Source organism: Paraburkholderia madseniana (genome assembly GCF_009690905.1).
Taxonomy (GTDB): Bacteria; Pseudomonadota; Gammaproteobacteria; order Burkholderiales; family Burkholderiaceae; genus Paraburkholderia; species Paraburkholderia madseniana.
The window spans coordinates 92,781-118,313 of sequence record NZ_VOSW01000004.1; the positions used below are offsets into that span (position 1 = coordinate 92,781).

Sequence of the window (25,533 nt, forward strand, 5' to 3'; positions counted from 1 at the left end):
CGTATGTCCTACGCGTTGTGATGGTCGCTTTCGCCGATATCAATCCGGTATCGGTCTTTCTGGTTTCGATATGGGGGTTTGAACGTCGACTGCGTGTGCCGATACTCTGGTATCAGCAGGCCAACAGGCGCGGCATTGATTGCTCGCTTCATATCGACAGGAGACTTTTTCATGCAGACCTACCAAGGAAAGATCTACGACGCCGACACGCATTTCTACGAAGTGGAGGATGCGTTCAGCCGTTACCTGCCCGAGAAGTTCAAGAAAGAATGGGGCTTTACCAGCCGGGTTACCGCAGAAGGAAACCGCTGCATGTACGTCGGCGATCGCAAGGTGGAGATCAGCGAAGGCTACACGTCGGCAGAAGGGCTCGTGCCGCCGCCGGGGAAACTGCACGAATGGCTGCGAGCCATGAAGGACGGCCAGAGCAACGTCGAAATGCGGGTGCCTCCGACTCCGGACATGTTCAACCGTGATGCGCGTCTGAAGAAAATGGATGAGTTCGGCGTCGAGGCGTGCACGATGTATGTCGGCGAAATGGTGGCGTGCATTTCCTATCTGAACGAACCCGTTGCGGCAAACGCTGTACTGCACGCGTACAACCGCTGGATGCTCGACGACTGGACCTTCAACTACAAGGACCGTATTTACAGCACGCCGATCGTGACGCTCGACGATCTCGACTCTGCCGTCGCCGAAGCAAAATGGCTGGTGGCGAATGGCGTGCGTGTGATTCTGATGCCGATGGGTCCGTTCAATGGACGCGCGCCTGGCGACCCGTATTTCGATCCGTACTGGTCGATTCTGAACGAGGCGGGTGTGTGCGTGACTTTCCACGTTTCAGAAGCCATCTACATGAAGGACCACATGGCCGTATGGGGCGAACCGGTACAGCAGTCGCGCCAGCGCCAGACCGCCTTTGTGTGGATGCATGGTTACGGCGAGCGTCCCGTGATCGAAACGCTGTCGTCCTTCATCTTCTACAATTTCTTCGAGCGTTTTCCGAACGTCAAACTGTGCAGCGCGGAAAACGGCGCGGAGTGGGTACCGTCCATGCTGGTCAAGATGGACAAGTGCCGGGGTATGTCGAAGAATGGCTACTGGCCCTGTGGTCAGTTGAAGAGCCGGCCGAGCCAGATTTTCAAGGAAAATGTCTTCGTGGTAGCGTATCCGGAAGACGACCTGGCACAGATCGTCGAGCAGACCGGTTCGGCGGACTTCCTGTTGATGGGCTCCGACTATCCGCACGCAGAAGGCGTTCCTGAACCCATCGATTTCGCAAGCGAAGCGTGCGGGCCGTTGTCCGAGGAGGACACCCGGAAAATCATGTATGACAACGGGCGCCGCTTCCTGCCCGCCCGGGCCTAGCCGCTCGATATCGTGTCGCCACACGGGAGACATCGGGCTGCAAGCTTCACGAGCTTTTTTGACTGATCAAATGACTACGCAAGCGCGAGTGAGGAGCTGCAACGCCCCCGCACATTTGCGTCACTGTGGACAGGCTAGCCATGAATTTACTGGACTATCAGGCGTTGTTGCTGGAGCGTGACGGCGGCATCCTCACCGTTACCCTCAACCGGCCCGATACGTTGAACGCGTTCGACGAACAGATGGACGTCGAGTTTTCGCGGCTCTTCGTCGACGTTACGGAAGATCCCGAAACCCAGGTTGTCGTGCTCACGGGGGCCGGCCGTGCATTTAGCGCCGGCGGCGATATCGAGCACATGCAACAGGTGATCGACGATCCGTCGCAGTTTCTTGCCGGTATGCAGCGCGCAAAGAAAATCATCTTTTCGATGCTCGATTGTCCGAAACCCGTCATTGCCAAGATCAACGGTCACGCGGTGGGACTCGGGGCGACCATCGCGCTTTTTTGCGATCTGAGTTACGCGGCAAACCATGCGAAGATCGGCGATCCACATGTGAAGGTGGGTTTCGTCGCGGGTGACGGCGGGGCGGTCATCTGGCCGCAACTCATCGGCTATGCGAAGGCCAAGGAATATCTGCTGACCGGCGATCTGCTGGGTGCAGAAGAGGCGGCCCGTCTCGGCCTGATCAACTACGCCGTTCCAGCCGACGAACTCGATGCGGTCGTAGCCACGATGGCGAAGCGTCTGGCATCGGGTGCTTCGCTGGCCATCCAGTGGACCAAGACCTCGATCAACATTGGTTTGAAGCAACTGGCGCATTCGATACTCGATGCGTCTATCGCCTATGAGGCGCTGTCCAATCAGACCGAGGATCATCAGGAAGCGGTGAATGCGTTTCGCGAGAAGCGCGATCCGGTTTTCAAGGGCCGCTAGGCAGCCTGCGCCTGGTTGGGCCGGGGCCATTCCGTTACGAAACAGAGGTGTTTTACATGCAACGAGTCGTCGCGATTACAGGTGGATTCGGCACACTCGGACGGGCGGTTGGCGACGCGTTTGCCGCCGACGGATGGAAGGTCGCGTTGCTGGATCGGGCATCGGCGCCTGACGCGTCGGCCCAGGAGGGGCAGGAAGGGCAGGACACCCAATGGCGGCTGGGTGGCGTCGATCTGACCGATCTCGGCCGCGCACGGACGGCGATGTCGTCGGTCGTCGAGCGGTTCGGATCGCTGAATGCATTGATCAACGTGGCCGGTGGCTTTCGCTGGGAAACGCTGGCTGATAGTGATCTGGATGCTTGGGATCTGATGTACCAGATGAACGTTCGCACGGCGGCGACGGCATCGAGGGCGGCGCTTGATCTGATTGGCGCCGAACCGCAGGGCGGCCGCATCGTCAATATCAGTGCAGGGGCGGCGCTGCGCGCGGGCACGGGGATGGGTGCCTATGCGGCATCAAAAGCGGGCGTGCTACGTCTTACCGAAGCGCTCGCCGACGAACTGAAGGATCGCGGCATTACAGTGAACGCGATTTTGCCAGGCACCATCGATACGTCGCAGAATCGTAAGGACATGCCTGATGCGGATTTTTCGCGCTGGGTGCAGCCTGCTGACATCGCGGCGGTTATTCTCTTCCTCGCGTCCCAGGCTGCCTCGGCCGTGACCGGTGCGGCCATTCCGGTCACTGGCCGTTCATAGAGCCGTGCACGGGGCGCCGTCTTCCGTGGGGTGACGTGCTGGTGGACGCTGCTTTACGAGGCGAGGGTCTGAAGCGGTCGGCGGGCCCTCGCGATCCCCTTGACGTCCAGGATCTCACGAGGGCCTCGCCACTCAGGTCAAACGCGTCAGGGAATCCGTGCTGAATCCGAGGAACGGTTCACCCAGACGGGCGCGTCGAGCCCAGTGCGCGTCATGCAGCAGCGAGCGTCCCACTCCGATCAGATCGAACTCGTTGCGCAGGAACCGATCGAGCAACGGCGTGAGGTCGGGCTGGGCAACGGTTTCCGTCCCGGCCATCGAGTCATAGAACCCTTTGTTGATCCCGATGCCGCCCACGGTCATCGAGAGCTTGCCTGTCACCTTTTTCACCCAGCCAGCGAGATTCATCTCCGAGCCGTCGAACTCCGCGCGATTGAAATACCGCGTGCTTGCCTCGAAAATATCGACGCCCGCCTCGGCGAGCGGCCCGAGCGTCTGTTCGAGTTCGGCAGGTGTGGTCGCAAGACGTGCCTTGAAATCCTGCTGTTTCCACTGCGAAAAGCGGAAACTGATGGGCATGGTTTCGCCGATCTCCGCGCGGATTTCGCGGACCACTTCCGCGGCAAAACGGCTCCTGGCAGTCCGATCTTTGCCCCAGGCGTCGGCGCGTTGATTGGTCTCACTCCAGAGAAAGGAATCGATCAGGTAGCCGTGGCCGCCGTGAATGGCAATTCCGTCGAACCCCGCGGCCTTCGCGTATGACGCGCTGCGGCGATAGGCAGCGATGACATCTGCGATTTCTTCATCGCTCATCGCGCGGGTAGGGGCACTCACGCGCGCCAGATAGCCGGCATCGAGCGAGGTCAGGCGACCGGCCGGACCCCACAGTCCGGAAGGGCGCATCGGCGCTGCAGCAGGAACGGGACCGGTATTGGCTTCCTTCATCGGACCCATGTGCCACAACTGCGGAAAAATCACACCGCCACTCGTGTGTACCGCATCCGTCACACACCGCCACGCTGCGACCGACTCCGCTCCGGCCAGTGTCGGGATTGAGTTTTCTCCGAGACCGGCTTCGCCGAGCGCCGATGGATGATCGATGCCGACACCTTCAGTAATGATGAGCCCCGTCTCGCCTTCGGCGCGCCGCTGATAATACGAGGCGACATCAGGCCCGGGCATGCCGTCGGGAGAGAAGCCGCGCGTCATCGGCGACATGACGATACGGTTTGCCAGCGTAACTCCGCGGACCGAAAGTGGCGTAAAGAGTGGCGCTGTGATCATACCTGTCTCCGTGCGTATAGTTGACTTGCGTACGGATAATGATACGCTAGATTCCTGCCGCAAAAAAGCGTGCCGGCCCAGTTTCAGGTCGTGGGCCAGATGGATGCACAGACGAGGGCGGGACCTAAGTTCGCGAGTTGTGCTGGTGGTCGGGCAACTGATACCGCCACGCGGAGAGCAGCAACTGCTGAATGTGTGCGGCACGCTGCTCGCGTTGCGCGGGCGTGGTTGGAATGCCCATCAGGACTTCCACGCTGCCGGCTACGAGCGTCAGCAGGTCGCGGGCGGCCTGTGGCGCGTCGGAGACGTTTATTGTCCCGCCTTGAGCGGCCGAGGCGATGAAGGCCGCTACCGGTTCCAGCATCGCATTCACGTATTGCAGAAATCCTTTCGCTACATCCGGAAAGCGATGCGATTCTCCGACACTGACGCGGGTGATTTCGATCGTGTCCGTGGTCGCCATATGGTCCGTCAGTGTGCGCACCAGGACCAGCAATGTCTTCGCGAAGTCGCGGCGCGGCTTCAGCAGTTCTTCGATCCTGCCACGCAGATCCGACATGCCGTGCCAGATAGCAGCGCGAAACAGGTCTTCCTTGGTGCCGTACTGCCGGTAAACGGTGGTCTTGCTGATTCCCGCACGCTCGGCGATTTCTTCGACTCTGGCCCCGCCGAACCCTTCTGCCCGGAAAGTCTGCGTGGCTGCGTTCAGGAGCCTTTCGCGCAATTCGGCGGCGGCGTCCTGCGTGGGGCGCCCCGCGGAGCGCGGTGCGGCTGTCGCAGTGCCGTCAACGGTAGCGGAGCGCGAAGCTCGAAGTGCCGAGGGCTTGACCATGGGCAGAGGGACACGAGGGAAAAGAAGAAGTGTACTCACGTCCCTGCCGGTCCGCCAGTGGGGCCGACCTTGGGCAGGCCGGCGCGCCAGCTACGTCACACGTCGATCATGCCGCGGACATAAGATTCCATCGTGCCCGCGCAGGACAGTTTGTCCTCGCCTTCCTCGAGATCCGCGTAACGGCCGACCTGCCTGACGAGCGGCCCCTTGAAACCGTCCGTGGCGCCTTCGGGAGAGAAGTCGACTGTCACCTTGTCGCCAGTGATGAATCCGCCCCAGTACCCTTCGGCGAGCAGATCGAAGAACGCAAATCGGCCTTCGACCACTCCCTTGCCATCGGCGGGATTCAGCAGTTTTTCGCCTGACTTGTCGAGTACGAACGGGACGATCCACGGACAGATCGCATAGCCTTGTGCCACCTCGGACCACGGGCCGGTGCCGATCATTTCGGACATGCCATAGCTGTTCTGGACGTTCTCCGGTTGAATGCCATAGAAGTCGATGATCTGCTTGCGGAAATCGGCCGGCGCCTGAGTACCCTTCAAGCCGCCGCCTGTGGTGATAACCGTTTCCGGATGACAGATGCCATCCGCCACGCCGCGCCGGCGCGCGTAGTCGACCAGCGTCCAGTGCAGCGACCAGTTGCCTTGCACGAGCACAGGCCCATCGCGGCGAGCGAGTAGTTTGTCGAGAAAACGGTCAATCATTGCGCCGGTGTGTCGCTGACGCGCGGCCGCCTGCTCCTGGAAAGCCGCTATCTCGCTCGGCTTTGCGCTGCCGTCCGCGAGCGCGCGGCGCATGCGGCCCATCGCGATCGTCGCGGAGGCGAGCGCCGGATCATCGAACATCAGCGTGTTTTCGCTGCCGAGCTGCGTGGCGGCGCTCAGGACCGGCCCGATATGACGATGCGCGCCGCTCGGCGGCATCATCAGAAACACCGCACGTTTGCCGAAATCCCGCGCGATTAGCTTGTTTCCATACACGCCGAGTTTTACGCACGACGCTGTTACGTGGTCCAGGTCGGCGCGCGTCTGATTGATGAAACTGCATTTGCCAGAGGTGCCGCTCGAACTGAACACATGATGTCCGGCGCTACTCAGGCGATCCATCCATGCATCGACGTTGTCGACTCCGTCGACATTGACGTCAGTCACCAGTCTGCTCGTCAGCGTTTGCAGCCAGGTATTCAGATGCTTCCAGCGACCGCTTTCCACGAACTGTTCGGGATAGCTCTTGTAAATCTGATGCGCGAAAAGCAGCGGCACCATGTCGGCTTCGCAGCGGATTTCATCGACGCCCGTGTCGGCGGCGCGACGGCCTAGCAGTCTGATCTGTTCACGGCGCTGGGCGAAACGCTCCTGCATTGCCGTCAGTTGAAGCGCGCGCAAATTGTCGGGATGGTGGCGAAATGGGTCCCCGTCCTGTTCAAGCAGGCCGTAAAAGAGGTTGAGCGTCGACATGGTATCTCCGGCGTGACGCAACATTGCGTCACGCGCCAGTGCGTTATTGATCGAAATCCGTGGCGCTTGAGACTTCGAGCCACGCGTCGAGGTTGTCCTGCAAGGACGCAAGTTTGTCGCGTACCACGCTCACGGCATCGGGCCCGAGCGGCAACCGCAACGGTGGCGGTTCGGCGCGGACCGCCTGAATAATCGCTGCCGCAGCCTTGGCCGGATCGCCGGACTGCGTACCGTGATAGTGGGACATCTGTTCGCGTATCCGGCCCACGGATTCCGCGTACGCAGGTTCGACGGCTTCGCTCCAGCGCAGCGAGCCGCCCGCAAAATTGGTGCGAAATCCGCCGGGTTCGACGAGTGTGACGTGCACGCCGAACGGTTTGAGTTCTCGCGCAAGCGACTCCGACAGGCCTTCGACCGCATGCTTGGAAGCGCAATAGAAGCTGCATCCCGTGATGCCGATCAACCCCGCGACAGACGACAGGTTGACGATATGTCCGGAGCCTCGCTGACGGAAGTGCGGCAGCACGGCCCGGATGGTGTTCACGGTGCCGAAGAAATTCGTCTCGAAGACCTGCCTCGCCTCGGCGTCGGAGACCTCTTCCAGTGCGCCGAACAGACCGTATCCGGCGTTGTTGACGAGCACGTCGATGGTGCCTGCGTGAGAAAGCGCCTCTGCGATTGCGTGAGGCACGGCAGTTGAATCGGTGACGTCGAGCACGACGCCATGTGCGAATCCGTCAGGCGACATCTGTTCGAACGCCGCGATCTGAGAGGCGTCGCGTACGGTACCGACCACCCGGTCGCCACGAGCCAGGACGGCTTCGGCGAGGGCGCGGCCGAAACCGGACGACACACCCGTGATGAGCCAGATAGCGGAGGGCGTCGGTATAGCGGTCATCAAAAATCTCTCCCGAATGAAAGCAAAGCGGATTTCACACGGGCCGGCCGGCTTCGGCTACGTCGCCCGCTTCTTCAGATATCCACTTCATGAAACGGTGGATGGGAAACATGCCGTCATGCGGATAGCCGCCGACGCCGTCCGAAATCGATTCGCCGAGCGTCACGATGCGCTGCACGCCGGCACATGCAAGGGCATCGCGTACTTCGACGACGCGATGCGGCGGATAAATGCCCACGGTCTGCGTCGCCACGGTGGCAAAGCGGGTGGCATCACGCAGGCTTTGCACCGGTACGACATTCACGGTTTTGCAGATGGGATGGAAGTCCACCCGCTCGTCAGACCTGATGACGAGGCCCTTGCCGTCGTATCCCCCGAACACGCGATAAAGGGGTTCCATCTCGCGCAATACGTCGACTGCCTCGCGGATGTCGGCCGGTACGAGAGGACCCTGACCGTCGCCATAGCGAAAGTCTTCGCCAAGCGCGGCTGCCAGATGTTCGCAATAGCGGTCGGCGTCTTCTTCATTGCCTTCTATGAACTGATAGCGGCTCGCGTTACAGGCATCCTGATTGAACGACTGCACGTCGGCTGCGCCGGCACGCGCCACCTGCTTCAGCAGTTCGTCAGAAGCAAACGCTTCCCGGCCGATCAGCGAGATCGATACCTTGGGGTCGAATGCGACCAGTTCGAGACCGGGGCCGGCGTAACGCATCGCGTGGCGCACGGCGCTTTCGCCGCCCCACACGACAAGCTTGTCGAAGTACTGCGGGCGATACAGGATCGACTCGACGTTTTCGTCGCCACCGCGCCAGTAAGCTGCCGAAAACGACTGTGTCAACGGATGTGCCGGGTCGATCTCGGCCATCGTGCGCAGAATGGCGGTCGCGGTGAACAAATCGTTGGACGGCAGTTTCAGCAGATGCACGCCTTTGGTCAGTGCCGCGCGCATCACCGTCATCGCCGCCACCATCGGCGAATTACCGGCAAGTATGTGAACCAGTCTGGGCGGAAATGCGCGCAGACGGCTTGGGCGGCCACGCAATGTGCGCGGCATCCAGCCGTCAATGAAGCCGGCCTCGCCGAGGCTGAGGCGCAATTCATCTTCGATCACGCCGCGGGAAAACAGGTTCGGGATATCGCGGTAGCAATTCTCCAGAATTCGACGCCCGAGCGGGCTCACTTCGATCATCGATTCGAGTGCCTGTTGCATCAGCTGGTTCACGTCCAGATGCAGCCGCGGACCGAGCTCGACAAGGAAATCGATGACTTCTGCAATCGGCAGATCGAATGCCGGACCCGCCTGCGCACGGGGCCAGACGAGATCGTCGAGATCTATCGCTGGCGTGCAGAATCCTTTGCCAAGATCGCGCGATACGTGCGTGACTGTATTGCCCACTACCGTTCGCCCGCGATAGACGTGCGGCACAGGCAAGGCCGCGGTGGCGTCACATTGCGGCGATGGCCCGGTTTCCCGGGTTGCTGATTCGACGTGATCCATGGGGTACTCCTGCGCGATTGAATGCAAATATATGCACGACATTCAGAAAGTGCAACGAATATTGTCGTGTGGTTTTCCCCAAGTTGTTAGCGGCCGACAACACGCGCAACGATGCAACATCCTCGGCAGGAGATGAGGTTGGAAGATCTGATGAGACCCTTCGTCACGAACCAGGTCCGGCATTTGCTCGTACTGATAATGCAACTGATAGTTGCATTAAATTGGGCTCAAGACTAGACTCGAATTCCGGGCGTCACGGGTGGGATATCGACCGCACGAATGAGCCGCGACGAACAATAAGGAGACGAAATGACCCCAGTACTGGAAGCTGGTGTGCTGCCGGCCATGCAGGAACTGCACGTATCGAACGATATTCTCGACAACCGCGTGGCACTTGAGGCGGCCTGGGAACGCGATGGCTACTGGTTCTTCCGGGGTGTGCTGGATACGGAGGCGGTCGAGCGCTTGCGTAGCAAATTTCTCGACGAGATCGCGCAGCTCGGCGTGATTTCCCCTGGCGATCCGATCGCTCGCTACAGCGGCAAGAGTCTCAGCGAATTCCCGTTTCGGATGGAACCGCTCGCGGCACGCAAGATATGGAAGCCATTCGTTGCCGAGCCGGCCATCCATCGCTTCTTTACCAGACTGCTTGCCGACGAGCCGTTCTGGATTCCGACTGTGGAATACCGCGCGACGCCGCCGGCACAGGATCGCTCCCGTCCCCGCTTCGATTACGTTCATCAGGACGGCTTCTACAACGCGGGCATACCGTTCCTCATCTGCTGGATCCCGCTCGCGGAAATTGATGCGGATGTCGGTGGGCTGGTACTTGCCGAAGGGCTGCATAAAGGGCCCTATTTGCATGATCTCTCGCAGCCGCCGCTGTTTCCGATCCCCGATGGCGCAGTACCCGCGCACGCGTGGCGTCGCACGACTTATCGCCCGGGCGATGTGGTCATCATGCATTTGAACACTCCGCATACGGGTGTGGCGAACTACTCGGATCGCTTCCGGCTCTCCATGGACATCCGGGTGATGGCGGCGTCCGGTAACACGCCGATCGTCGGCAATATCACCTCGATCACGCAGCGCGAGGTGGCAGTGCAGGGCGAAGATGGCCGCAGTGGAACGTTTACGTTCGATGAAAGTACGTATAGCCGCGGTCTCGATGGCGGCAAGGTACCGCTCGATGAAATCCCCATGCGCTTTCACCCCGGTGACGAGGTTATTCTGGCGTCTCATGAAGGTCGCGTAACAGTCTTGCGTCCTCCTCATTGATTGTTCATCGGTTTACTTCATATTGGGTAACGAGATGCCTTATCCAAAAACATTCCATCAGCGTCTTGCGGGTAAGGTCGCGATCGTGACGGGTGCCGGTTCGCAAGGTCACGGCGTCGGCACGGGCAAGGCGATTGCCTGCGTTTTCGCGCGTGAAGGTGCGTCGGTGTGCCTCGTCGACCAGCACGAGGCGCGAGCCGCCGAGACGCTTGCGATGATTCATGAGGCGGACGGCAATGCGTTTGTCTGTGCTGCCGATGTCACCGACAGTGATGCCTGCGCGCGTATCGTGGCCGCCACGGTCGAACGTTACGGCGCGCTCCACGTGCTGGTGAACAACGTCGGCGTGGCAGGTGCGGGCGGCCGCTTCGATAATCTCGACGAGGCTTCGTGGGATCGCATCATCGACGTGAATCTGAAGAGTGCGTTTCTGATGAGCCGCAGCGCGGCACCGCGACTGATCGCGGATGGAGGCGGCTCGGTGGTCAATGTCAGTTCGACCGCGGGGATCCGGAGTCATGGGTCGGCCGCCTATGGGTCGTCAAAGGCCGGCATGATTGCTTTTACGCGAGAATTGGCGGTCGCGTATGGACGCGACGGCATGCGCGCCAATGCGATTGCGCCGGGTCATATCCTCACGCCGATGGTCGAATCCATGCTGGACGACGAGAGCAGGGAGCGGCGCCGGAAGATCGCGCCGCTCGGCATCGAGGGAGACGCATGGGACGTCGCATCGGCCGCATTGTTCCTCGCCAGCGACGAAGCGCGCTTCATTACCGGCGCGTGTCTTCCGGTCGATGGCGGCGTTACGGAGATCGCGGCGCTTTGCGCTTATGAATTGATGCAACTGTAATGAATCGGTCAACTCCCGTTGACCTGCCTGCGCAGGTCGGGTTTTCGAACCTTTCCGGAGGCTGTGCGCGGTAACTCTGCAACGATATAAAGACTTTCCGGAGTCTTCTGACGTGCTACGCCAGCCTCGGAGAAATGCTTTTGTACAGAGGCAAGGTCAAGGATCTTATAGGGCTTGTCTTGTGGTTTGGCGTTCAGCAGTAGCGGGTAGGTTAGCTTCACGGAGTTCTCCTCGACGGACAACTATCATGAATTTTACCCGCAATTTACCCGCAAAACTGTCGGAAGCACGTGGATTGCGCTGGATCAAATCGGATAGATCCCCATAAACCGGAGGCGCAACCGAAGCGAACGCATAAAGTTTGATCCATTCGCTGTAACCCTTTACCAGAAATCCTCCCGAGCGTTCTATATATTGCTGCCTTGACGTTTCATAAACCTCCTGAAGTGCAAACCACGGCACATGAGGCAAGTCGTGGTGCACGAGATGGTAGTTGTTGTTCAGGAACAGCAGCCGCCAGAACCACCCCGCCTCATTGATGACGGTGCGATGCTCATAAGCATGTGCCACCCGATGTTCCTGAAACGAGCGGATCGAACCTAACGACAACGATCCATAACCTGCGCCGACGATAAAGGCCCAGGCTGGGATTCCGCAGACGCGTTGAAGCCACACCGTCAGCGCGGCTAACGCAACCAGATGCGCGACCCACATCGGCACATGACGCAAATCACCACGTTTGATACTGCGGAATTCATCGACACCCGTTGCCGCTATGGCAAAAGCCGGCCCGACTAGCAGGCGGCCGATAAACGTATTGCGGAAGGTCAGCAGCGCGCGAATCGCCAAACCCGCACGTTGCCACACGCGCTGACTGACGAAGTAGCTTTCGGGATCGCACTCAGGAAGCGTCAGATGCGGGTCGTCGTGATGCTGAAGATGCGAATCACGATAGACGCTGTACGGAAACCACACCGCGAGCGGCGCGAATCCCAATAGTGCGTTGACGAACGGCCAACGCGTCGGATGGCCGTGCAGCAACTCATGTTGCAGGGACATGTACCACGCACCCAGCAACGCCAGCAGCACAGTGGTCAGCGGCAGGCCGAGCCCACGCGCATGCGTTGCCACACCGAACCATCCACCGTAGATTGTAGCGATCAGCAGCCACGTCGGCCATTGCGTGCGCCATGTCCAGCTTACAGCCTGTTTGGCGAGTGTTTTACGTTGCGTGTCGTTGAGATAAATCGCCATCGGCTGGATCGGTCGGAATGCAGGTTTAGACCGATCCTACGGACCAATTCACGCGACTAGAACCATTTTGTTCAGCAATGCATCTGCGCATATGTGCAAAAGCGGGGGGGCACATCGCCAGCCCTTGCGCAGCGCCAAGCCGCTAGCACCCGGCGCGCCGACCGCCGTGCAAGGTCCTCGCGGATACTGTCCGGGCGATCGGTAACAGACGCTTATTTATCGTCCGCCACGCGGCAAGCGTGATCGAGCAAGCCTTCCGCCGAGCCGCTGCCGTTGCCGACGTCGAGGCCGCTATTCACGACGAGCCAGCCGTCCTTCTCCGCCGACGGCCCCGCACCCGTCACGAGGATGGTTTGCATGGCCATCGCCGCAGCGCCTCTGTTATCACGCGCGACGATGCGAAACGGATTACTCGCCTGAGTGAGCGAGGTGACGCGCATGATCCGGTAGCGCTGGCCGTCGAGCGTATCCCAGCGCCACTCGCCGGGCGTGTCCTTCGCGTGACGCGCCAAGGCGTCGCTCACCTTGCTGTGCATGCAATCGATATGGATATGCAGTTGGTTTTGCGTGCGGCGGAATTGCGAGTTGATCTCGATGCCGAGTTGATTGTCGGGCAAGGATCGCTTGACGGACTTATCGACGTAGAGCCGCGACACCCACGCGTCGTCCCAGTAGTCTTGTGCATTCGGCGCAAGCACGAATGGGCTTTCTATGCCGGTGACGCGGTCGGTCGGAATCAGCAGATGCTGTGAGCGGCCGACAATATCCTTCAGGATCACATAACGTTTGTCGAGATCGACGACCGTGCATTGGCCCGGCGTGCCGGTGGCCTGTTGCGAGGGCACGCAGCGCATATCGACTATTTTCCAGAGCGCGTTCGAATCGACTGTAGCAAGACGCGCGCAGGAGACGGCGGTGAAGGCGACCGCCAATGCGGCGGCGGTGCGCAGAATAGTTTGGCGAATGCGGGCGGGTTTGGGTACGGTCATCGGCATGCGGATCGGCGGTTTTTTACTGGCGTGTTCGGCGACATCTTCATTGGCACCTTCGACGGCATTTTCAAAGCCGTCAGAGCACCGGCGCTGGCAGCACGCCGAGCAATTGTTCGAAGGCGACGCCGATCGCCAGCAGCCGCCGGTCCTCGCCGAGCGGGCCATCCAGTTCCAGGCCGACCGGCAGGCCGCCGGCAGTCATCCCAGCCGCCAGCGACAAGCCCGGAATGCCGGACGTGCTGGCCGGGTCGGTATTGCGCAGGAACGCGTCCATCGTATCGATTGGCGCGGCGCCATCGATCGATACCGTCGACGAGCCGTGCAGGTCGTCGATCGGCACCGCGGCGAGGCGCGTGGTGGGGAACAGCAGCGCATCGAGACGCTCGTCCGCGAAAGTCGCCGCGACATACTGCTGCAAGCGCGGCCGCCATTGCTTCAGCGCTGCGTCGTAATGAGCGCCGAGTACGTCGGCGAGCACGCCGTCGTAGATCGCGCGCACGTCAGGGCTCGCGATGCGGGCTGCCATTTCTCTGACTGTCTTTACCGGCGCGTTATTGGCGACGAGCCAGGCGAGCACGTCCTCGCGCGGCTCGTGGATCGCGATCGGTCCGCCGACGTGGCTGTTCAAGGTCGCCAGTTCGCTCATCGCTACAGGCACGAAGGTGACGCCTGCTGCTTCGAGGCGGCGCAAGGCGGCGCGTGCAACGTCTTCCACCTGGTGTTCGAGCCCTTCCCAGAGCGGCTCGGGCAGGCCGATGCGCAAACCGTTCAACGTGAGCGCGGGCAACGGTCCCGTTCCGGTGATCACGCCGTCGAGCAAAGCGATATCGGCAACCGTGCGCGCCATCGGCCCCACCGTATCGCGCGTATGGCTGATCGGCACGACGGCATTCGGGTCGTGATAACGCCGTTCGGCCCCACCGTTACCAACCGACGGACGAAACCCCGCAATGCCGGTCAACGCAGCCGGAATGCGAGTCGAGCCGCCGGTGTCGGTGCCCAGACCGGCGGGCACGATGCGCGCGGCGATCGCGGCAGCGGTGCCGCCCGACGAACCGCCGGGAATCAGCGTTGGGTCGTACGGATTGCGCACCGGCCCGGCGTGCGTGGCGAAGTTCGTGCTGGTGATGCCGAACGCGAGTTCGTGCATGTTGGCTTTGCCGAGGATGATCGCGCCGGCATCGAGAAGCCGTTGTACCGAAGGCGCGTTCGTCTTCGGTACGAAGCCTTCCAAAGCGGGCGTGCCCGCCGAGGTCTGCAATCCGGCCGTGTTGATGTTGTCCTTCACGACGATGGGCAAACCGGCGAGCGGCAATTGCGCTTTTGCTTCGGGCGGCAATGCATCGATGCGCTGCGCGGCGGCCAGCGCGCCGTCGAGGTCGAGCGTGGTGAGCGCATTGAGGCTCGAGAGCGACGCCGCGCGCGCCAGCAGCGTGGCCATATAGTCGGCGGCCTTGAGGCGCCCGGACTGGATCGCGGCGACCGCTTCGGTTGCGGTTAGGGCCAACTGTTGATCGACGGTCCATGTCATCGCAGGCGTCTCCTTTAACTGAGGTATCGTCTATTCTGGCACAGCCGCTTAAGAATCGACGCCGGGTGGCGCAAGGTGGCCCGCGTTTGCCGGCTCGCGGGGTGGACGGTCTTCTCCGGTTCTGCGCGCGAGACCGGCGTGACCGCCTGGGTGCTATCGGACGAGTCTGCCGGCGTTACTTGCGGCTGTCGATCCACATGCGTCCCCAACGGAACGCATAGGCGAGCGCGTGCTCTTCGTCGAAGAAGTAGTCGAGTGCGTCGAACGAATAAGCCTGGCCCTGGCTTGCAGACGTTTTCTCGATGGTCAGGTTGGCGGCGAACAGGCCGTTGGGCAGCAGTTGCGCAGCCGGTGCGACTTCGTAGCCCTTGTAGCGGATATTTGAATTCATGGTCGTGGCAGTGAGTGTGCCCGCGTGTATTGCTGAGGAGCCGGCGCGCGGGACGCAACCCTGTGCGTCAGGCAACCGGTGAGTGAGCGGGCAGGATCAAGCGTAGGCCGCGCCGCGCAGCGGGTGAACCAATCTTTCGTCGTAAGCAAATCAGCGAGGCGTTCGAACACACTATCCGGCGTTGTGGGCGTACGGTCTGTTGTGTGGCGCACGGTTTGGGCGAGCGGAAACACGAGCGCGTTCGAACGCGCATGGCGCGGCTTGTCGGCCTTGAAAGTATCGTTGGAGGATGCTGCGGTTGGCGGGATGGGAGGCAAACGCACGCATGCGTCGAATGGTTCGTCGAGGCAGCGGGATGGCCGCCGGTTCAGTGCAAACGCGGGTGCGTCGAGGACCCCGCAAGTGCGAGCGTGGGTCCTTGACGCCGTACGCAAAGGCGCTAAACCGCGTGCAGCAACCGGGCGGGTTGCGCTTCCTTGACTGCATTGCCGAGCGGCGCTGCCGTCGGCGTGCGATGCGCGTTGAACGCCAGGGCGAATTGCGCGGCCTGCTGGCCGACCGTGGCGAGCTGATCGACCACCTTGGCATCGGAACAACTGTCGACGGTGTCGAAGCGCGTTTCCAGCGTGTTGATCCCGGCACCGAACGGCGTCGGCCAGCCGCGCAACGCGTGGACGATCGAGCGCAGCGACGTCAGCACCGAGCCGGCAGCCTGCCAGCCATAAGCGGTGACGATACAGCCGACCGCGCGGCCATCCAGATACGGCCGTTCATCGGCGCGCAGCTCCTCGAGCGTGTCGAGTGCGTTCTTGACGAGGCCCGAGACGCCGCCGTGGTAGCCGGGCGTCGCGATGATCAGCGCGTCCGCATGGCGCACGGCTTCGATCAGCTCGAGCTGTTCGGCCGTGCGTTGAGGGTTTTCCGGAGCGTAGTGGGGCAGGCTATGCAGGAAGGTGCCGCCGAACAGGCGGGTGTTGGCGGCCGGCGCTTCCGGGGCCGGGCGCGGCAGGCGGGGGGGGGCGCGCGCGGGCGGCGGCGGGGGGGGCATTCGCGCCCGCGGCTTCCGCGCCACGCAGCGCAAAGCCGAGTGCGCGCTCGGTCGACGACGCCGCGCGTGTCGTGCCGCCGATGCCGATGACGAGCGGCCGGCGGTGATGGTCGAAACTGGTCAACGAAATGCTCCTTCGGTAGCGGCTCACGGGACGCTGGCGCGGGGCTGCGCGTAGACGAACCGGGGCGAACCGGACTTTGAAGTGTCATCTTAATGACCGCCGCGAGCCGGGCGAAGCGACTTTTTGTTCTAACGATATAACCGCGCGGGGTTATCGGCGGCTCAGTGGGTCGTCTGACGGATGCTTCGAAGCCGTTTTCGATCCACATACGCCGCCCGGTGCAATGCAGTTGAGGCCGCCCCGGATAAGCATATGGCGAACCATTGTTTGGGGGCGCGATGACACGCGGCTATGATCGAGTCGTCTCCTCCATGACATCTCCTTGACATGGGATTCGGCCTCGCCACTGGCGGGGCCTTTTTTTCGTCTGGCCTTTCAGTGGCGCCCGCGCTTGCCGCTTCACGATAAAGCCGTTTTTTGCATGCTACGATGGTCCGCAACGCGAATCACGGCGAGGTCGAACAAGCAATGGCAACCCTGTATGACACGCTTGGTGTGCACGCGCACGCCACGGACGAAGAAATCAAGCGGGCCTACCGCAAGGCCGCGATGAAATGGCATCCGGATCGCAACAACGGTGCCGAAGAAGTTGCGCGCGCTACCTTCCAGGAAATCAAGGACGCGTACGCGATCCTCTCCGACGCCGCACAGCGCAAGGTGTATGACGCGGTCTATGCCGAGCAGATGCGCGGCTGGGAAGCGCAGCGCACCCGCCAGCAAAAAGCACAGGCCGAACGTGAGGCGGCGGCGCGTGCCGCGGACGAAGCAGCGTATGCCGAGATGGTCTCGCTCGCCATGCGTTTCGCCGACGACGGCCACAATCGCGACGTGCTGTTCGGCGTGTTGCTAGGACGTCGATGCGAGGCGCAGCGGGCCGCGCAGATCGCGGACAGCGTGTCGGCCTTGCAGGCGGCGCGGCGCGAGGCGGAGAAGGCGGAGGTCGCGGCCGAGGCGGCAGCAAAAGCGGAGGACGTCCCCGACGTTTCAGCCAAAGCGGAGGCAACGACGGTGAACGACGCCGCCGCCAATCGTGACGCACCAGGTAAGCACGCCAACTCAGGCAAGCACGAAGAAAGTGCCAGCGATGCTCATCCGGCCGGCGTACTGGGTGGACTCTGGTTCCAGTTCCTGAACGGCTTGCGGTTTTGAACAGACAGTTCTGGCCGGTAGACCCGAGACGTAGGCCGAATTGATATGGAGAGCGGCCTTCGGCGTTGGGATATCCGCTTCTAGAATCAAAGACATGTCCGTGACATGTGTCGTTCGAGCGTCGGCGTGAAGCGACGGCTCTTCATTGCCACGCATGCGGGTGGCGGACGCATCAGCACGTCGGGCACAGGTTGTATGTGTGCCCGCTGCTCCTCTCCTTGTTGCTGACTCTATTTCCCCGCGAAAGACCCGCTTCGCTTGACCTCCACGTTGCAGATTCCGAGAGGCACGACGGCCATGGTTACTTTTATTTTTGTCGTTGCGATGGCGGCGTTTATCCCGTACGTCGCAGCGCCCGGCATTGCGAACGGCGTCAAGTCGATCAGCGCGCAGCCTGCGGCGATGCTGTTCGAACCGTCACCGGCGGCGTCTGACGGCGCAAGCGACGCCGCGAACCGGATCGTGTCCGAACAGCGCGACAGCGAGGCTTCCGTCTGAGGAGCCGCCGTCACGCGGTCGAAAGTATGTTGAAAGATTCGGCTTTGAGCAGTTGCACTTCGTCGCCAATGCAGCGCGCGATACCCGTGGGTCGACGGCCCTGGTACAAATTCTTGTGGCGCAACAAATTACGTCATCGTAGTGTCACGAGGACGCAAGACTAGGCCGGCAGAATTGCGCATAGAGAGAGATAAAAAAACACGGGGTGAGCGTGACCAAAAAATACAAGGTGCTGTTTCTCTGTCGCGAGAATTCAGCACGCAGCATCATTGCCGAAGCTTTACTGCGCGAACTGGCTGGACACCGGTTCGAAGCGTTCAGCGCGGGGCCGGAGCCGGCCACGCGCGTTCATCCCATTGCGATCGCGCAATTGCGGCCCGGTATATCGGACCTCGGCGTACTCTGCCCGAAAAGCTGGCTGGAATTCACCGGCGAATGGGCGCCGCGGATGGACCTCGTCATCGCCATGGACGCGTGCGTCGCCGGGCATCATGCGCCGCGCTTTCCCGGAGAACCTGCGTTGTGTAGCTGGATCTTTGCCGATCCGCTTGCCGATGGCATGCTCGAGCCGGAGCGAGTCCGTTCGTTCGAAAAGGTGTTCTGGCAAATCGTCCGGCAGGTCAGCACGTTTATCGAATTGCCGCAGTACGCGGCGGCGCCGACTCGTGTCGGCGACGCATCGTGTGCATCGAAGAGCGACGCGACGAGTCCCGCCATTCGGTGCAACGTGTGAACGGCCCCGGCGCGTCAACCAGTACGGGGTTATGCCTCGGGGTTATGGCTTTGCTCCAGCGGTTTGGCGATCAGACGGCTTAGCGGTTGTTCGGGCGCGCAAGCGGACTTCCCGCGAATGGGTCGTTTAGCCAATCCACCTGTTTTTTCGGCTGCGGGGCGGGTGCCGGCGTGGCCGATAATTCGAAGTGGTCGATTGATTGACCAGCGCTAATTGCCTGTTTAAGCCATTGGGGCATTTCGCCCTGGCCATCCCAGCTATCTCCCGTTGCGCTGCGGTAGCGTTCAGCCTTTTGCCCCTTCGGTTCGGCCGCCAGCACGGCGGCGAGGTCTTCTGGTTTGATACCAAACTCTTCCATGCGGTGGCGGAGATACGCAATCATGCTATCTCGCTTCCTTTCGTCCATAAGATATTCGTCCTTCTAAAGCGTCCGGCGTTCTGTCAGTTACAGATTGCAAGGGGAAGCCGCGAAAGCATTGAGCCCACGTAGATGGGGTCCGCTCGCGGTAAGGTTATTGATCGAAGGAAATTCCAGCGGCAGCGTCAAAGAACGTCGCCCCATACATTGCGGTACAGCATATGCCCAACAAGCCCGCCTATAAGGCTGACTGTGCCAATCAGTGAATATTCAAGCGCTCCGCCGCGCGGCAGGTACGGCTGGGTAAGCCCTACGGCCGCAATGGAAAAAACGGTGATGACAATGCAATGATTGCGAACAGTCGGTCTCATGTCGACGCTCCGTCTCTCGCCGGTGCCTCGCGCGGGGCCGATTTTTGTGCGTTATGCCAGCATCATAACGCACTGTTCGGGTAACGCACGCGCCGGCCAGCCTGATTTTGTTGTTGCATGTCGCCGATCGAACGGCGGCCGGTGCCGCCAAGGCCGCCTGCACCGCCGGGATTGAAATCCTGAGTGGCCGACCTATAACGAAACAGCGGAGCAACAATCTGCGTTTCCAGCCTGGTGGCGACCGCTTCCGGCAAGCCGCGCGTGCACGCCCGACATCGGTTTCAGGCCTGGCAACTATTTACTCGTTTAGTTCGGTGACTCGCCGCAGCAGTCCCGCATAGGCATTCGCCCCTTTGTCAGTTCGTCAGTTCGATTTGATGACACGACGTTTTTCGCGGATTACTTCTTTTTTTGAAGGGGTTAAGCGCTGCTGCGCCGGATTCGAGGAGTCTGGACATGAAACTACGTTTATTGATGGCGTTGGCAAGCGCCGCTCTGTTTCTGGCGCCGAGCACAGCCGGCGCACTGGACAGCCAGCAGGGCGAAGCCGCGTCGGGCCGGGCGCTCATGCAGAACGCAAACGAATCAGTGCAGGACACCACCGACATGTCGTTTGGTGACACTGTGCGGACCGCGATGCCGGCCGGGCAACCGGTGCAGAACGCCTCCTATGGCGGGGTGGCCGCAGGCGCTACGGAAGTGGGAGGCCGACAGGAGCGGCCGTGCGCTTCCGGGCCGCAATGCAGGATCTATTTTGGCCAATAGCAGGCCGGCAGTTCAGGAGGCGGTGGGGGAGCAGAACGCACCGCCTCCAATTCCATTCGCGCACGGCACCCTGATCGGAATACCCACACGCCCGAGTGCAATTTTACGGAGTCGTCAGCGGGCGATTTAATACGATGTTAAGGTGTGTTCCATTCGGGTTTTCACTCGCTGTCTTTTCCGATCGCAATCATAAGCAGGCCAATACCGCCTGCTTTTTTATTCATGATTTGCAGTCTGCGATTTGATTAGTCCGGTGACTGCTCCAATCCCACCCGTTGTTTAGTTACTCGCAAACAATACTATGTTGATGGAAGATAATCTGCCGGCGAGCATTGCCTCGCCGGACGATGGGGCTTCGTCGTCCCTGCGTTCCTGGCTCGCCGTTGTGGCCGTTGCAATCGGTGCGTTCGCGTTCGTGACCACGGAGTTTTTACCTGTCGGACTACTGCCGCATATAGCGGCGGATCTGGGTGTGCTGCCTGGCACCGCAGGGCTGATGGTCACGGTGCCGGGCGTGATTGCCGCCATCTCGGCGCCCGGTTTGATGCTGGTGGCCGGACGGATGGATCGCCGGCGTGTCTTTCTGTTGCTCACGGCCTTGCTGCTGGCGTCGAATCTGATTTCCGCCTTCGCGCCCGATTTCCTGTTCATGCTGGTCGGACGCGCGTTGCTCGGCGCGGCGCTGGGCGGCTTCTGGACCCTGGCAACGGCGGCATCGGGGCGCCTCGTGCAGCCGAAAGATTCAGCCAAAGCGATGGCGACGATCCTGACCGGCGTGACTTGCGCGACGGTGATCGGTGTTCCGCTCGGCACATTCATCGCCAGCTTCGCGTCGTGGCGTGCTTCGTTTATGGCAACCGGCGTGCTTGTCGCGATCGCGCTCGTGGCGCAGTTCGTTTTCGTGCCGTCGTTGCCGTCGAGCACCGCCTTGCGGCTGCGCGATCTGGTGGCGCTGCTGCGCCGCCCGCATCCGCGTAGAAGCATGCTGATGGTGGCGCTCGTATTCGGCGCGCATTTCTCCTCGTACACGTACATCACGCCGTTCCTGCTGCATAACGCGAGTTTCACGATGTCGACGATTACGTGGCTGCTGCTCGGCTTTGGCATTATTGGGTTCTTCTCGAACTTCGCCGTTTCGTCGACGGTGACGCGTAATCTGAAAGTGTCTCTGGGCGTGATGGTTTCTCTGCTCATGTTCGCGCTGCTGGCAATGCCGTTGCTGGAACAATCGCCAATCGGGGTCGCCGCGCTCGTACTCGCGTGGGGTGTTTCGTTCGGCGCACTGCCGCTGTGTTTCAGCATCTGGATTCAGCGCGCCACGCCGGATTCGCCCGAAGCGGGCTCGGCGCTGTTTGTCAGCATCATTCAGGTTGCCATTGCTTTGGGATCGCTCATTGGTGGCGTGGTGGTCGACCATGTCGGTATTTCCGCCGACTTTCTCTTCGGCAGCGGTTTGGCGCTGCTGGGACTCGCGGCGCTCGCGAGCTTCGGACGAAGCAAGCAGGAAGTGCCAGCGGAAGCGATGGCGTGTCCGGCGTGTACTGATTAGCCGGTAAGCGTCGAGCGCCACGTCAACCGATCCGATTTTGTTATCGGCCCCTCCAATACACGGATTGTTAGCGCATCGCACCGCTCGTATATTTGCTGGACGAAAGCACAGACAGCAGAAATACAACAACTGAACGGCAGGCCTCTCGGGCCTGCTACAGGAGCACAGCGATGAATCGAATCGATCTGGAGGGGCGTGTTGTCGCCATTACCGGCGGCGCGCGCGGCATCGGCTACGCAGTGGCTCAACGGGCGCTGAACTCGGGCGCGTCGGTCGCGCTATGGGACATCGACGCCGAGCGCCTCGCGCGCAGCGAGCGCGAACTCAGCGAACTCGGCAAAGTCACCGCCGACACAGTTGAACTCACCCAGGAAGCGTCAGTGGTTCAGGCGGTGGCGCAAACGGTCGCCGCCCATGGCGCGATCGACGTGCTGATCAACTGCGCCGGCATCACCGGCGGCAACGGCACGACGTGGGAGCTGGACCCCGAGGTCTGGCGCCGCGTGATCGACGTGAATCTGATCGGCCCGTATCTCACCTGTCGCGCGGTCGTGCCGCAGATGCTCAAGCAGGGGTATGGCCGGATCGTCAATATCGCGTCGGTGGCCGGCAAGGAGGGCAACCCGAACGCCTCGCACTACAGCGCCTCCAAAGCCGGGCTCATCGGCTTGACCAAATCCCTCGGCAAAGAACTTGCGACGAAGAACATCCTCGTCAATGCGGTCACGCCCGCGGCGGCAAAAACGGAAATCTTCGATTCGATGTCGCAGCAGCATATCGACTACATGCTCTCGAAGATTCCGATGAACCGTTTTCTGTTGCCGGAAGAAGCGGCGTCGCTGATTCTCTGGCTTTCTTCCGAAGACTGCGCTTTCAGCACCGGCTCGGTATTCGACCTGTCCGGCGGCCGCGCCACTTACTGAGTCGTCACAGCGTCGCCTAAGCCGTAGCAGTTGCAGTGGCGGTGCAAAAGAAAGGTGGAACAACGCAGAGCGCGACCCGCATGCTCTGTGAAGGAGACGACATGAATCCGCATTCGCCCGCTTCACTGGAGGCGATCAACAGCAAGGTCATGCGCCGGCTGTTGCCGTTTCTCTTGCTGATGTACGTGCTGGCGTTTCTCGATCGCGCCAATATCGGCTTCGCGCAGAAAGCGTTGCAGCACGACACGGGCTTGTCCAATGCGGCTTTTGCCTTCGGCGCGGGCGTGTTCTTTGTCGGTTATGCATTGTTCGAAGTACCGAGCAATCTTCTGCTGCACAAGGTCGGTGCGCGCGCGTGGATGTGCCGGATCATGGTGACCTGGGGGCTCGTCTCGGCGGCGATGTGTCTTGCGCATACGCCGACTGCTTTCTACTCGCTGCGTTTTCTGCTTGGTGTCGCCGAAGCCGGTTTCTTCCCCGGCGTGATCTATTACCTGACGCATTGGTTTCCGCAAGCGGCGCGAGCGCGTGCGGTGGGCGTGTTTTATTTCGGTGCGCCGCTGGCGTTCATCTTCGGCAGTCCGTTGTCGGGTTCCTTGCTCGAACTGCATGGCGCGATGGGTTTGGCCGGCTGGCAGTGGCTGTTTCTGATCGAGGGGACGCTGGCATCGTTGGTCGGCGTGTGGGCGTTCTGGTATCTCGACAACCGTCCTGAAGACGCCCAGTGGCTCGACGCGCAGGAGCGCACCACCTTGCGCCGCGCGCTTGATGACGATGCGCTCGCCGCATCGGCGCATGGGCCGCGTCATATTCTCGCTGCGCTGGTGGACCGCCGTGTGTTGCTGCTTTCGGCGATCTATCTGCTGATTCAGATGAGCGTCTACGGCGTGATCTTCTATTTGCCGCAGCAGGTGGCGGCTTTGCTCGGCACGACGGTCGGTTTGCGCGTTGGCCTCGTCGGCGCGCTGCCATGGCTGTGTGCGTTGGCTGTCACGTGGTACGTGCCGCGTCGAGCGGATCGTACGGGTGCACACCGGCGCTGGGCGGTTGCGCTGCTGGTGCTCGCGGGTCTCGGCATCGGCGCCTCGGGGCTCGCGCATAACCCGTCGATCGGCCTGATCGCGCTGTGCTGTGCGGCCAGCGGCTTCATCGCGGCGCAACCGCTGTTCTGGACATTCCCGACGCGCTACCTCACGGGTGCCGCAGCGGCGGGCGGAATCGCGCTGATCAATTCGCTCGGCGGCCTCGGTGGATTTATTGCGCCGAGCCTGCGCACTGCGGCGGAACGGGCGTTTTCGTCGACCTCGGCGGGGCTGATCGTATTGGGCGTGTCGAGTCTGCTGGCGGCGCTCATGATCGGCACGCTGTTATGTCGTGACGGCGTCCAATCAAGCGGGTCTTTCCAACAATTACTGCACCGCGCCCGCTAGGCGCATTTTTTGGCTGCACGTTCGACGCACCCATAACGGAGCCCTTTTCATGGCCATGCCTACTATCCGGCACGTGCGTGCCTTCATCGTCCGCGGTGGCGGCGCGGACTATCACGATCAACCCGATGGACACTGGATCGACGATCACATTGCCACGCCGATGGCGCGTTATCCGGAGTATCGCGAGAGCCGGCAGTCATTCGGCATCAATGTGCTCGGCACGTTGGTGGTCGAGATCGAAGCGAGCGACGGCACGGTTGGTTTTGCGGTGACGACGGGTGGCGAGATCGGCGCGTTCATCGTTGAAAAACATCTCGCACGTTTTCTCGAGGGGCAGCTCGTCACCGACATCGAGAAGATGTGGGATCAGATGTATTTCTCGACGCTGTACTACGGCCGCAAAGGCGTGGTGCTGAATACGATCTCGGGCGTCGATCTTGCGTTGTGGGATTTGCTTGCGAAAGTGCGCAAGGAGCCGGTGTACCAACTATTGGGCGGCCCGGTGCGCGACGAACTCGTGTTTTACGCGACCGGCGCGCGTCCGGACCTCGCGAAGGAGATGGGATTCATCGGCGGCAAATTGCCGTTGCAGCATGGTCCTGCCGAAGGCGAAGCGGGTCTCAAGAAAAATCTGGAGAAGCTCGCCGAGATGCGTAGCCGTGTAGGTGATGACTTCTGGCTGATGTACGACTGCTGGATGAGCCTCGACGTACCGTATGCAACGCGGCTCGCGCAGGCGGCGCACGAGTACGGTCTGAAATGGATCGAAGAGTGCCTGCCGCCGGACGACTACTGGGGTTACGCCGAGCTGCGCCGCAACGTGCCGCGCGGCATGATGGTGTCGACCGGCGAGCACGAAGCGACGCGTTGGGGTTTTCGCATGCTGCTGGAGATGCAGTGCTGCGATCTGATTCAGCCGGATGTGGGCTGGTGCGGCGGCATCACCGAACTCATCAAGATCTCCGCGCTCGCCGATGCCCACAATGTGATGGTGGTGCCGCACGGTTCGTCGGTGTATAGCTATCACTTCGTCGTCACGCGGCACAACTCACCGTTCGCCGAGTTTCTGATGATGGCGCCGAAGGCGAATGAAGTCGTGCCGATGTTCACGCCGCTGCTGCTCGATGAACCGGTCCCCGTGAATGGACGGATGAAAGTGCCCGACACGCCGGGCTTCGGTGTGCGGCTCAATCCGGAGTGCGCGCTGGTGCGGCCTTATCCACGCTGAATGCTTATTGAAGGTGGGT

General features: G+C 61.3%; 25 protein-coding genes and 1 pseudogene. 13 read left to right on the plus strand and 13 right to left on the minus strand.

The window, feature by feature from the left end:
* Nucleotides 1–171: 171 nt before the first annotated feature.
* From FSO04_RS03530 to FSO04_RS03540, 3 genes are all read left to right on the plus strand, one after another.
* Nucleotides 172–1,368 carry an amidohydrolase family protein gene (locus FSO04_RS03530; protein ID WP_154558390.1) on the plus strand — a complete coding sequence of 399 codons (1,197 nt, stop codon included), beginning with the start codon at nt 172–174 and terminating at the stop codon, nt 1,366–1,368.
* Nucleotides 1,369–1,508: 140 nt separating this feature from the next.
* Nucleotides 1,509–2,303 carry an enoyl-CoA hydratase/isomerase family protein gene (locus FSO04_RS03535; protein ID WP_154558391.1) on the plus strand — a complete coding sequence of 265 codons (795 nt, stop codon included), beginning with the start codon at nt 1,509–1,511 and terminating at the stop codon, nt 2,301–2,303.
* A 56-nt stretch (nt 2,304–2,359) separates the two neighbouring features.
* On the plus strand, nt 2,360–3,064 hold the full coding sequence (locus FSO04_RS03540) for an SDR family NAD(P)-dependent oxidoreductase (protein WP_154558392.1): 705 nt from the start codon (nt 2,360–2,362) through the stop codon (nt 3,062–3,064).
* A 132-nt stretch (nt 3,065–3,196) separates the two neighbouring features.
* Here FSO04_RS03540 and FSO04_RS03545 read toward each other — a convergent pair whose 3' ends face one another.
* The 5 genes from FSO04_RS03545 to FSO04_RS03565 all read right to left on the minus strand — a co-directional run bounded on the left by FSO04_RS03545 (nt 3,197) and on the right by FSO04_RS03565 (nt 9,039).
* Nucleotides 3,197–4,348: an NADH:flavin oxidoreductase gene (locus FSO04_RS03545; protein WP_154558393.1), complete on the minus strand. Its 1,152-nt coding sequence runs from the start codon at nt 4,346–4,348 to the stop codon at nt 3,197–3,199.
* Between the two features lie 124 nt (nt 4,349–4,472).
* Entirely contained in the window at nt 4,473–5,180 is a 708-nt protein-coding gene (locus FSO04_RS03550) for a TetR/AcrR family transcriptional regulator (protein WP_154558394.1), read from the minus strand.
* A gap of 95 nt (nt 5,181–5,275) precedes the next feature.
* The gene (locus tag FSO04_RS03555; protein WP_154558395.1) at nt 5,276–6,640 is read right to left on the minus strand and encodes a hypothetical protein; all 1,365 of its coding nucleotides are present in this window, start codon (nt 6,638–6,640) and stop codon (nt 5,276–5,278) included.
* A 43-nt stretch (nt 6,641–6,683) separates the two neighbouring features.
* The gene (locus FSO04_RS03560) at nt 6,684–7,538 is read right to left on the minus strand and encodes an oxidoreductase (RefSeq protein WP_154558396.1); all 855 of its coding nucleotides are present in this window, start codon (nt 7,536–7,538) and stop codon (nt 6,684–6,686) included.
* Between the two features lie 34 nt (nt 7,539–7,572).
* A complete protein-coding gene (locus FSO04_RS03565; protein ID WP_154558397.1) occupies nt 7,573–9,039 on the minus strand; it encodes an acyl-CoA reductase in 1,467 nt (488 codons plus the stop codon).
* A gap of 309 nt (nt 9,040–9,348) precedes the next feature.
* On the opposite strand from FSO04_RS03565, the gene FSO04_RS03570 reads away from it, so the two are divergent.
* Together FSO04_RS03570 and FSO04_RS03575 are read left to right on the plus strand one after the other, a co-directional pair.
* A complete protein-coding gene (locus FSO04_RS03570; protein WP_154558398.1) occupies nt 9,349–10,317 on the plus strand; it encodes a phytanoyl-CoA dioxygenase family protein in 969 nt (322 codons plus the stop codon).
* 34 nt (nt 10,318–10,351) lie between these two features.
* On the plus strand, nt 10,352–11,170 hold the full coding sequence (locus FSO04_RS03575; protein WP_154558399.1) for an SDR family NAD(P)-dependent oxidoreductase: 819 nt from the start codon (nt 10,352–10,354) through the stop codon (nt 11,168–11,170).
* A gap of 165 nt (nt 11,171–11,335) precedes the next feature.
* Here the strand turns inward: FSO04_RS03575 and FSO04_RS03585 are convergent, their stop codons facing one another.
* The 5 genes and pseudogenes from FSO04_RS03585 to FSO04_RS03605 all read right to left on the minus strand — a co-directional run bounded on the left by FSO04_RS03585 (nt 11,336) and on the right by FSO04_RS03605 (nt 16,510).
* Nucleotides 11,336–12,424, minus strand: a complete 1,089-nt coding sequence (locus FSO04_RS03585; protein ID WP_154558400.1) for a fatty acid desaturase — start codon at nt 12,422–12,424, stop codon at nt 11,336–11,338.
* Between the two features lie 212 nt (nt 12,425–12,636).
* Nucleotides 12,637–13,413 (minus strand): CDP-diacylglycerol diphosphatase, encoded by a 777-nt coding sequence (locus FSO04_RS03590; protein ID WP_414693381.1) that lies wholly within the window; start codon nt 13,411–13,413, stop codon nt 12,637–12,639.
* Between the two features lie 79 nt (nt 13,414–13,492).
* Nucleotides 13,493–14,947, minus strand: coding sequence for an indoleacetamide hydrolase (gene iaaH / locus FSO04_RS03595; protein ID WP_154558402.1), 1,455 nt, complete (start codon nt 14,945–14,947; stop codon nt 13,493–13,495).
* A gap of 175 nt (nt 14,948–15,122) precedes the next feature.
* A complete protein-coding gene (locus FSO04_RS03600) occupies nt 15,123–15,338 on the minus strand; it encodes a transcriptional regulator (protein WP_154558403.1) in 216 nt (71 codons plus the stop codon).
* Nucleotides 15,339–15,777: 439 nt separating this feature from the next.
* A pseudogene (locus FSO04_RS03605) lies at nt 15,778–16,510 on the minus strand (NADPH-dependent FMN reductase).
* 468 nt (nt 16,511–16,978) lie between these two features.
* On the opposite strand from FSO04_RS03605, the gene FSO04_RS03610 reads away from it, so the two are divergent.
* From FSO04_RS03610 to FSO04_RS03620, 3 genes are all read left to right on the plus strand, one after another.
* The gene (locus tag FSO04_RS03610; protein ID WP_154558404.1) at nt 16,979–17,659 is read left to right on the plus strand and encodes a J domain-containing protein; all 681 of its coding nucleotides are present in this window, start codon (nt 16,979–16,981) and stop codon (nt 17,657–17,659) included.
* Nucleotides 17,660–17,956: 297 nt separating this feature from the next.
* Nucleotides 17,957–18,157 carry a hypothetical protein gene (locus FSO04_RS03615; protein ID WP_154558405.1) on the plus strand — a complete coding sequence of 67 codons (201 nt, stop codon included), beginning with the start codon at nt 17,957–17,959 and terminating at the stop codon, nt 18,155–18,157.
* Nucleotides 18,158–18,368: 211 nt separating this feature from the next.
* On the plus strand, nt 18,369–18,890 hold the full coding sequence (locus FSO04_RS03620) for an arsenate reductase/protein-tyrosine-phosphatase family protein (RefSeq protein ID WP_168435552.1): 522 nt from the start codon (nt 18,369–18,371) through the stop codon (nt 18,888–18,890).
* 79 nt (nt 18,891–18,969) lie between these two features.
* On the opposite strand, the gene FSO04_RS03625 is transcribed toward FSO04_RS03620, so the two are convergent.
* The 3 genes from FSO04_RS03625 to FSO04_RS03635 form a co-directional block, all read right to left on the minus strand.
* Nucleotides 18,970–19,296 (minus strand): H-NS histone family protein, encoded by a 327-nt coding sequence (locus FSO04_RS03625; RefSeq protein WP_093636065.1) that lies wholly within the window; start codon nt 19,294–19,296, stop codon nt 18,970–18,972.
* Between the two features lie 137 nt (nt 19,297–19,433).
* Entirely contained in the window at nt 19,434–19,619 is a 186-nt protein-coding gene (locus FSO04_RS03630; RefSeq protein WP_154558406.1) for a hypothetical protein, read from the minus strand.
* A 62-nt stretch (nt 19,620–19,681) separates the two neighbouring features.
* Nucleotides 19,682–19,873, minus strand: a complete 192-nt coding sequence (locus FSO04_RS03635) for a hypothetical protein (RefSeq protein WP_154558407.1) — start codon at nt 19,871–19,873, stop codon at nt 19,682–19,684.
* Nucleotides 19,874–20,075: 202 nt separating this feature from the next.
* Between FSO04_RS03635 and FSO04_RS03640 the strand changes: the two genes are divergently transcribed.
* From FSO04_RS03640 to rhmD, 5 genes are all read left to right on the plus strand, one after another.
* Nucleotides 20,076–20,384, plus strand: a complete 309-nt coding sequence (locus FSO04_RS03640) for a hypothetical protein (RefSeq protein WP_154558408.1) — start codon at nt 20,076–20,078, stop codon at nt 20,382–20,384.
* Nucleotides 20,385–20,685: 301 nt separating this feature from the next.
* On the plus strand, nt 20,686–21,933 hold the full coding sequence (locus tag FSO04_RS03645) for an MFS transporter (RefSeq protein WP_154558409.1): 1,248 nt from the start codon (nt 20,686–20,688) through the stop codon (nt 21,931–21,933).
* A gap of 170 nt (nt 21,934–22,103) precedes the next feature.
* Nucleotides 22,104–22,856, plus strand: coding sequence for an SDR family NAD(P)-dependent oxidoreductase (locus tag FSO04_RS03650; RefSeq protein WP_154558410.1), 753 nt, complete (start codon nt 22,104–22,106; stop codon nt 22,854–22,856).
* A 101-nt stretch (nt 22,857–22,957) separates the two neighbouring features.
* Nucleotides 22,958–24,286, plus strand: coding sequence for an MFS transporter (locus tag FSO04_RS03655; RefSeq protein WP_154558411.1), 1,329 nt, complete (start codon nt 22,958–22,960; stop codon nt 24,284–24,286).
* A gap of 49 nt (nt 24,287–24,335) precedes the next feature.
* Nucleotides 24,336–25,514: an L-rhamnonate dehydratase gene (gene rhmD / locus FSO04_RS03660; RefSeq protein WP_154558412.1), complete on the plus strand. Its 1,179-nt coding sequence runs from the start codon at nt 24,336–24,338 to the stop codon at nt 25,512–25,514.
* The last annotated feature ends 19 nt before the right edge of the window (nt 25,515–25,533 follow it).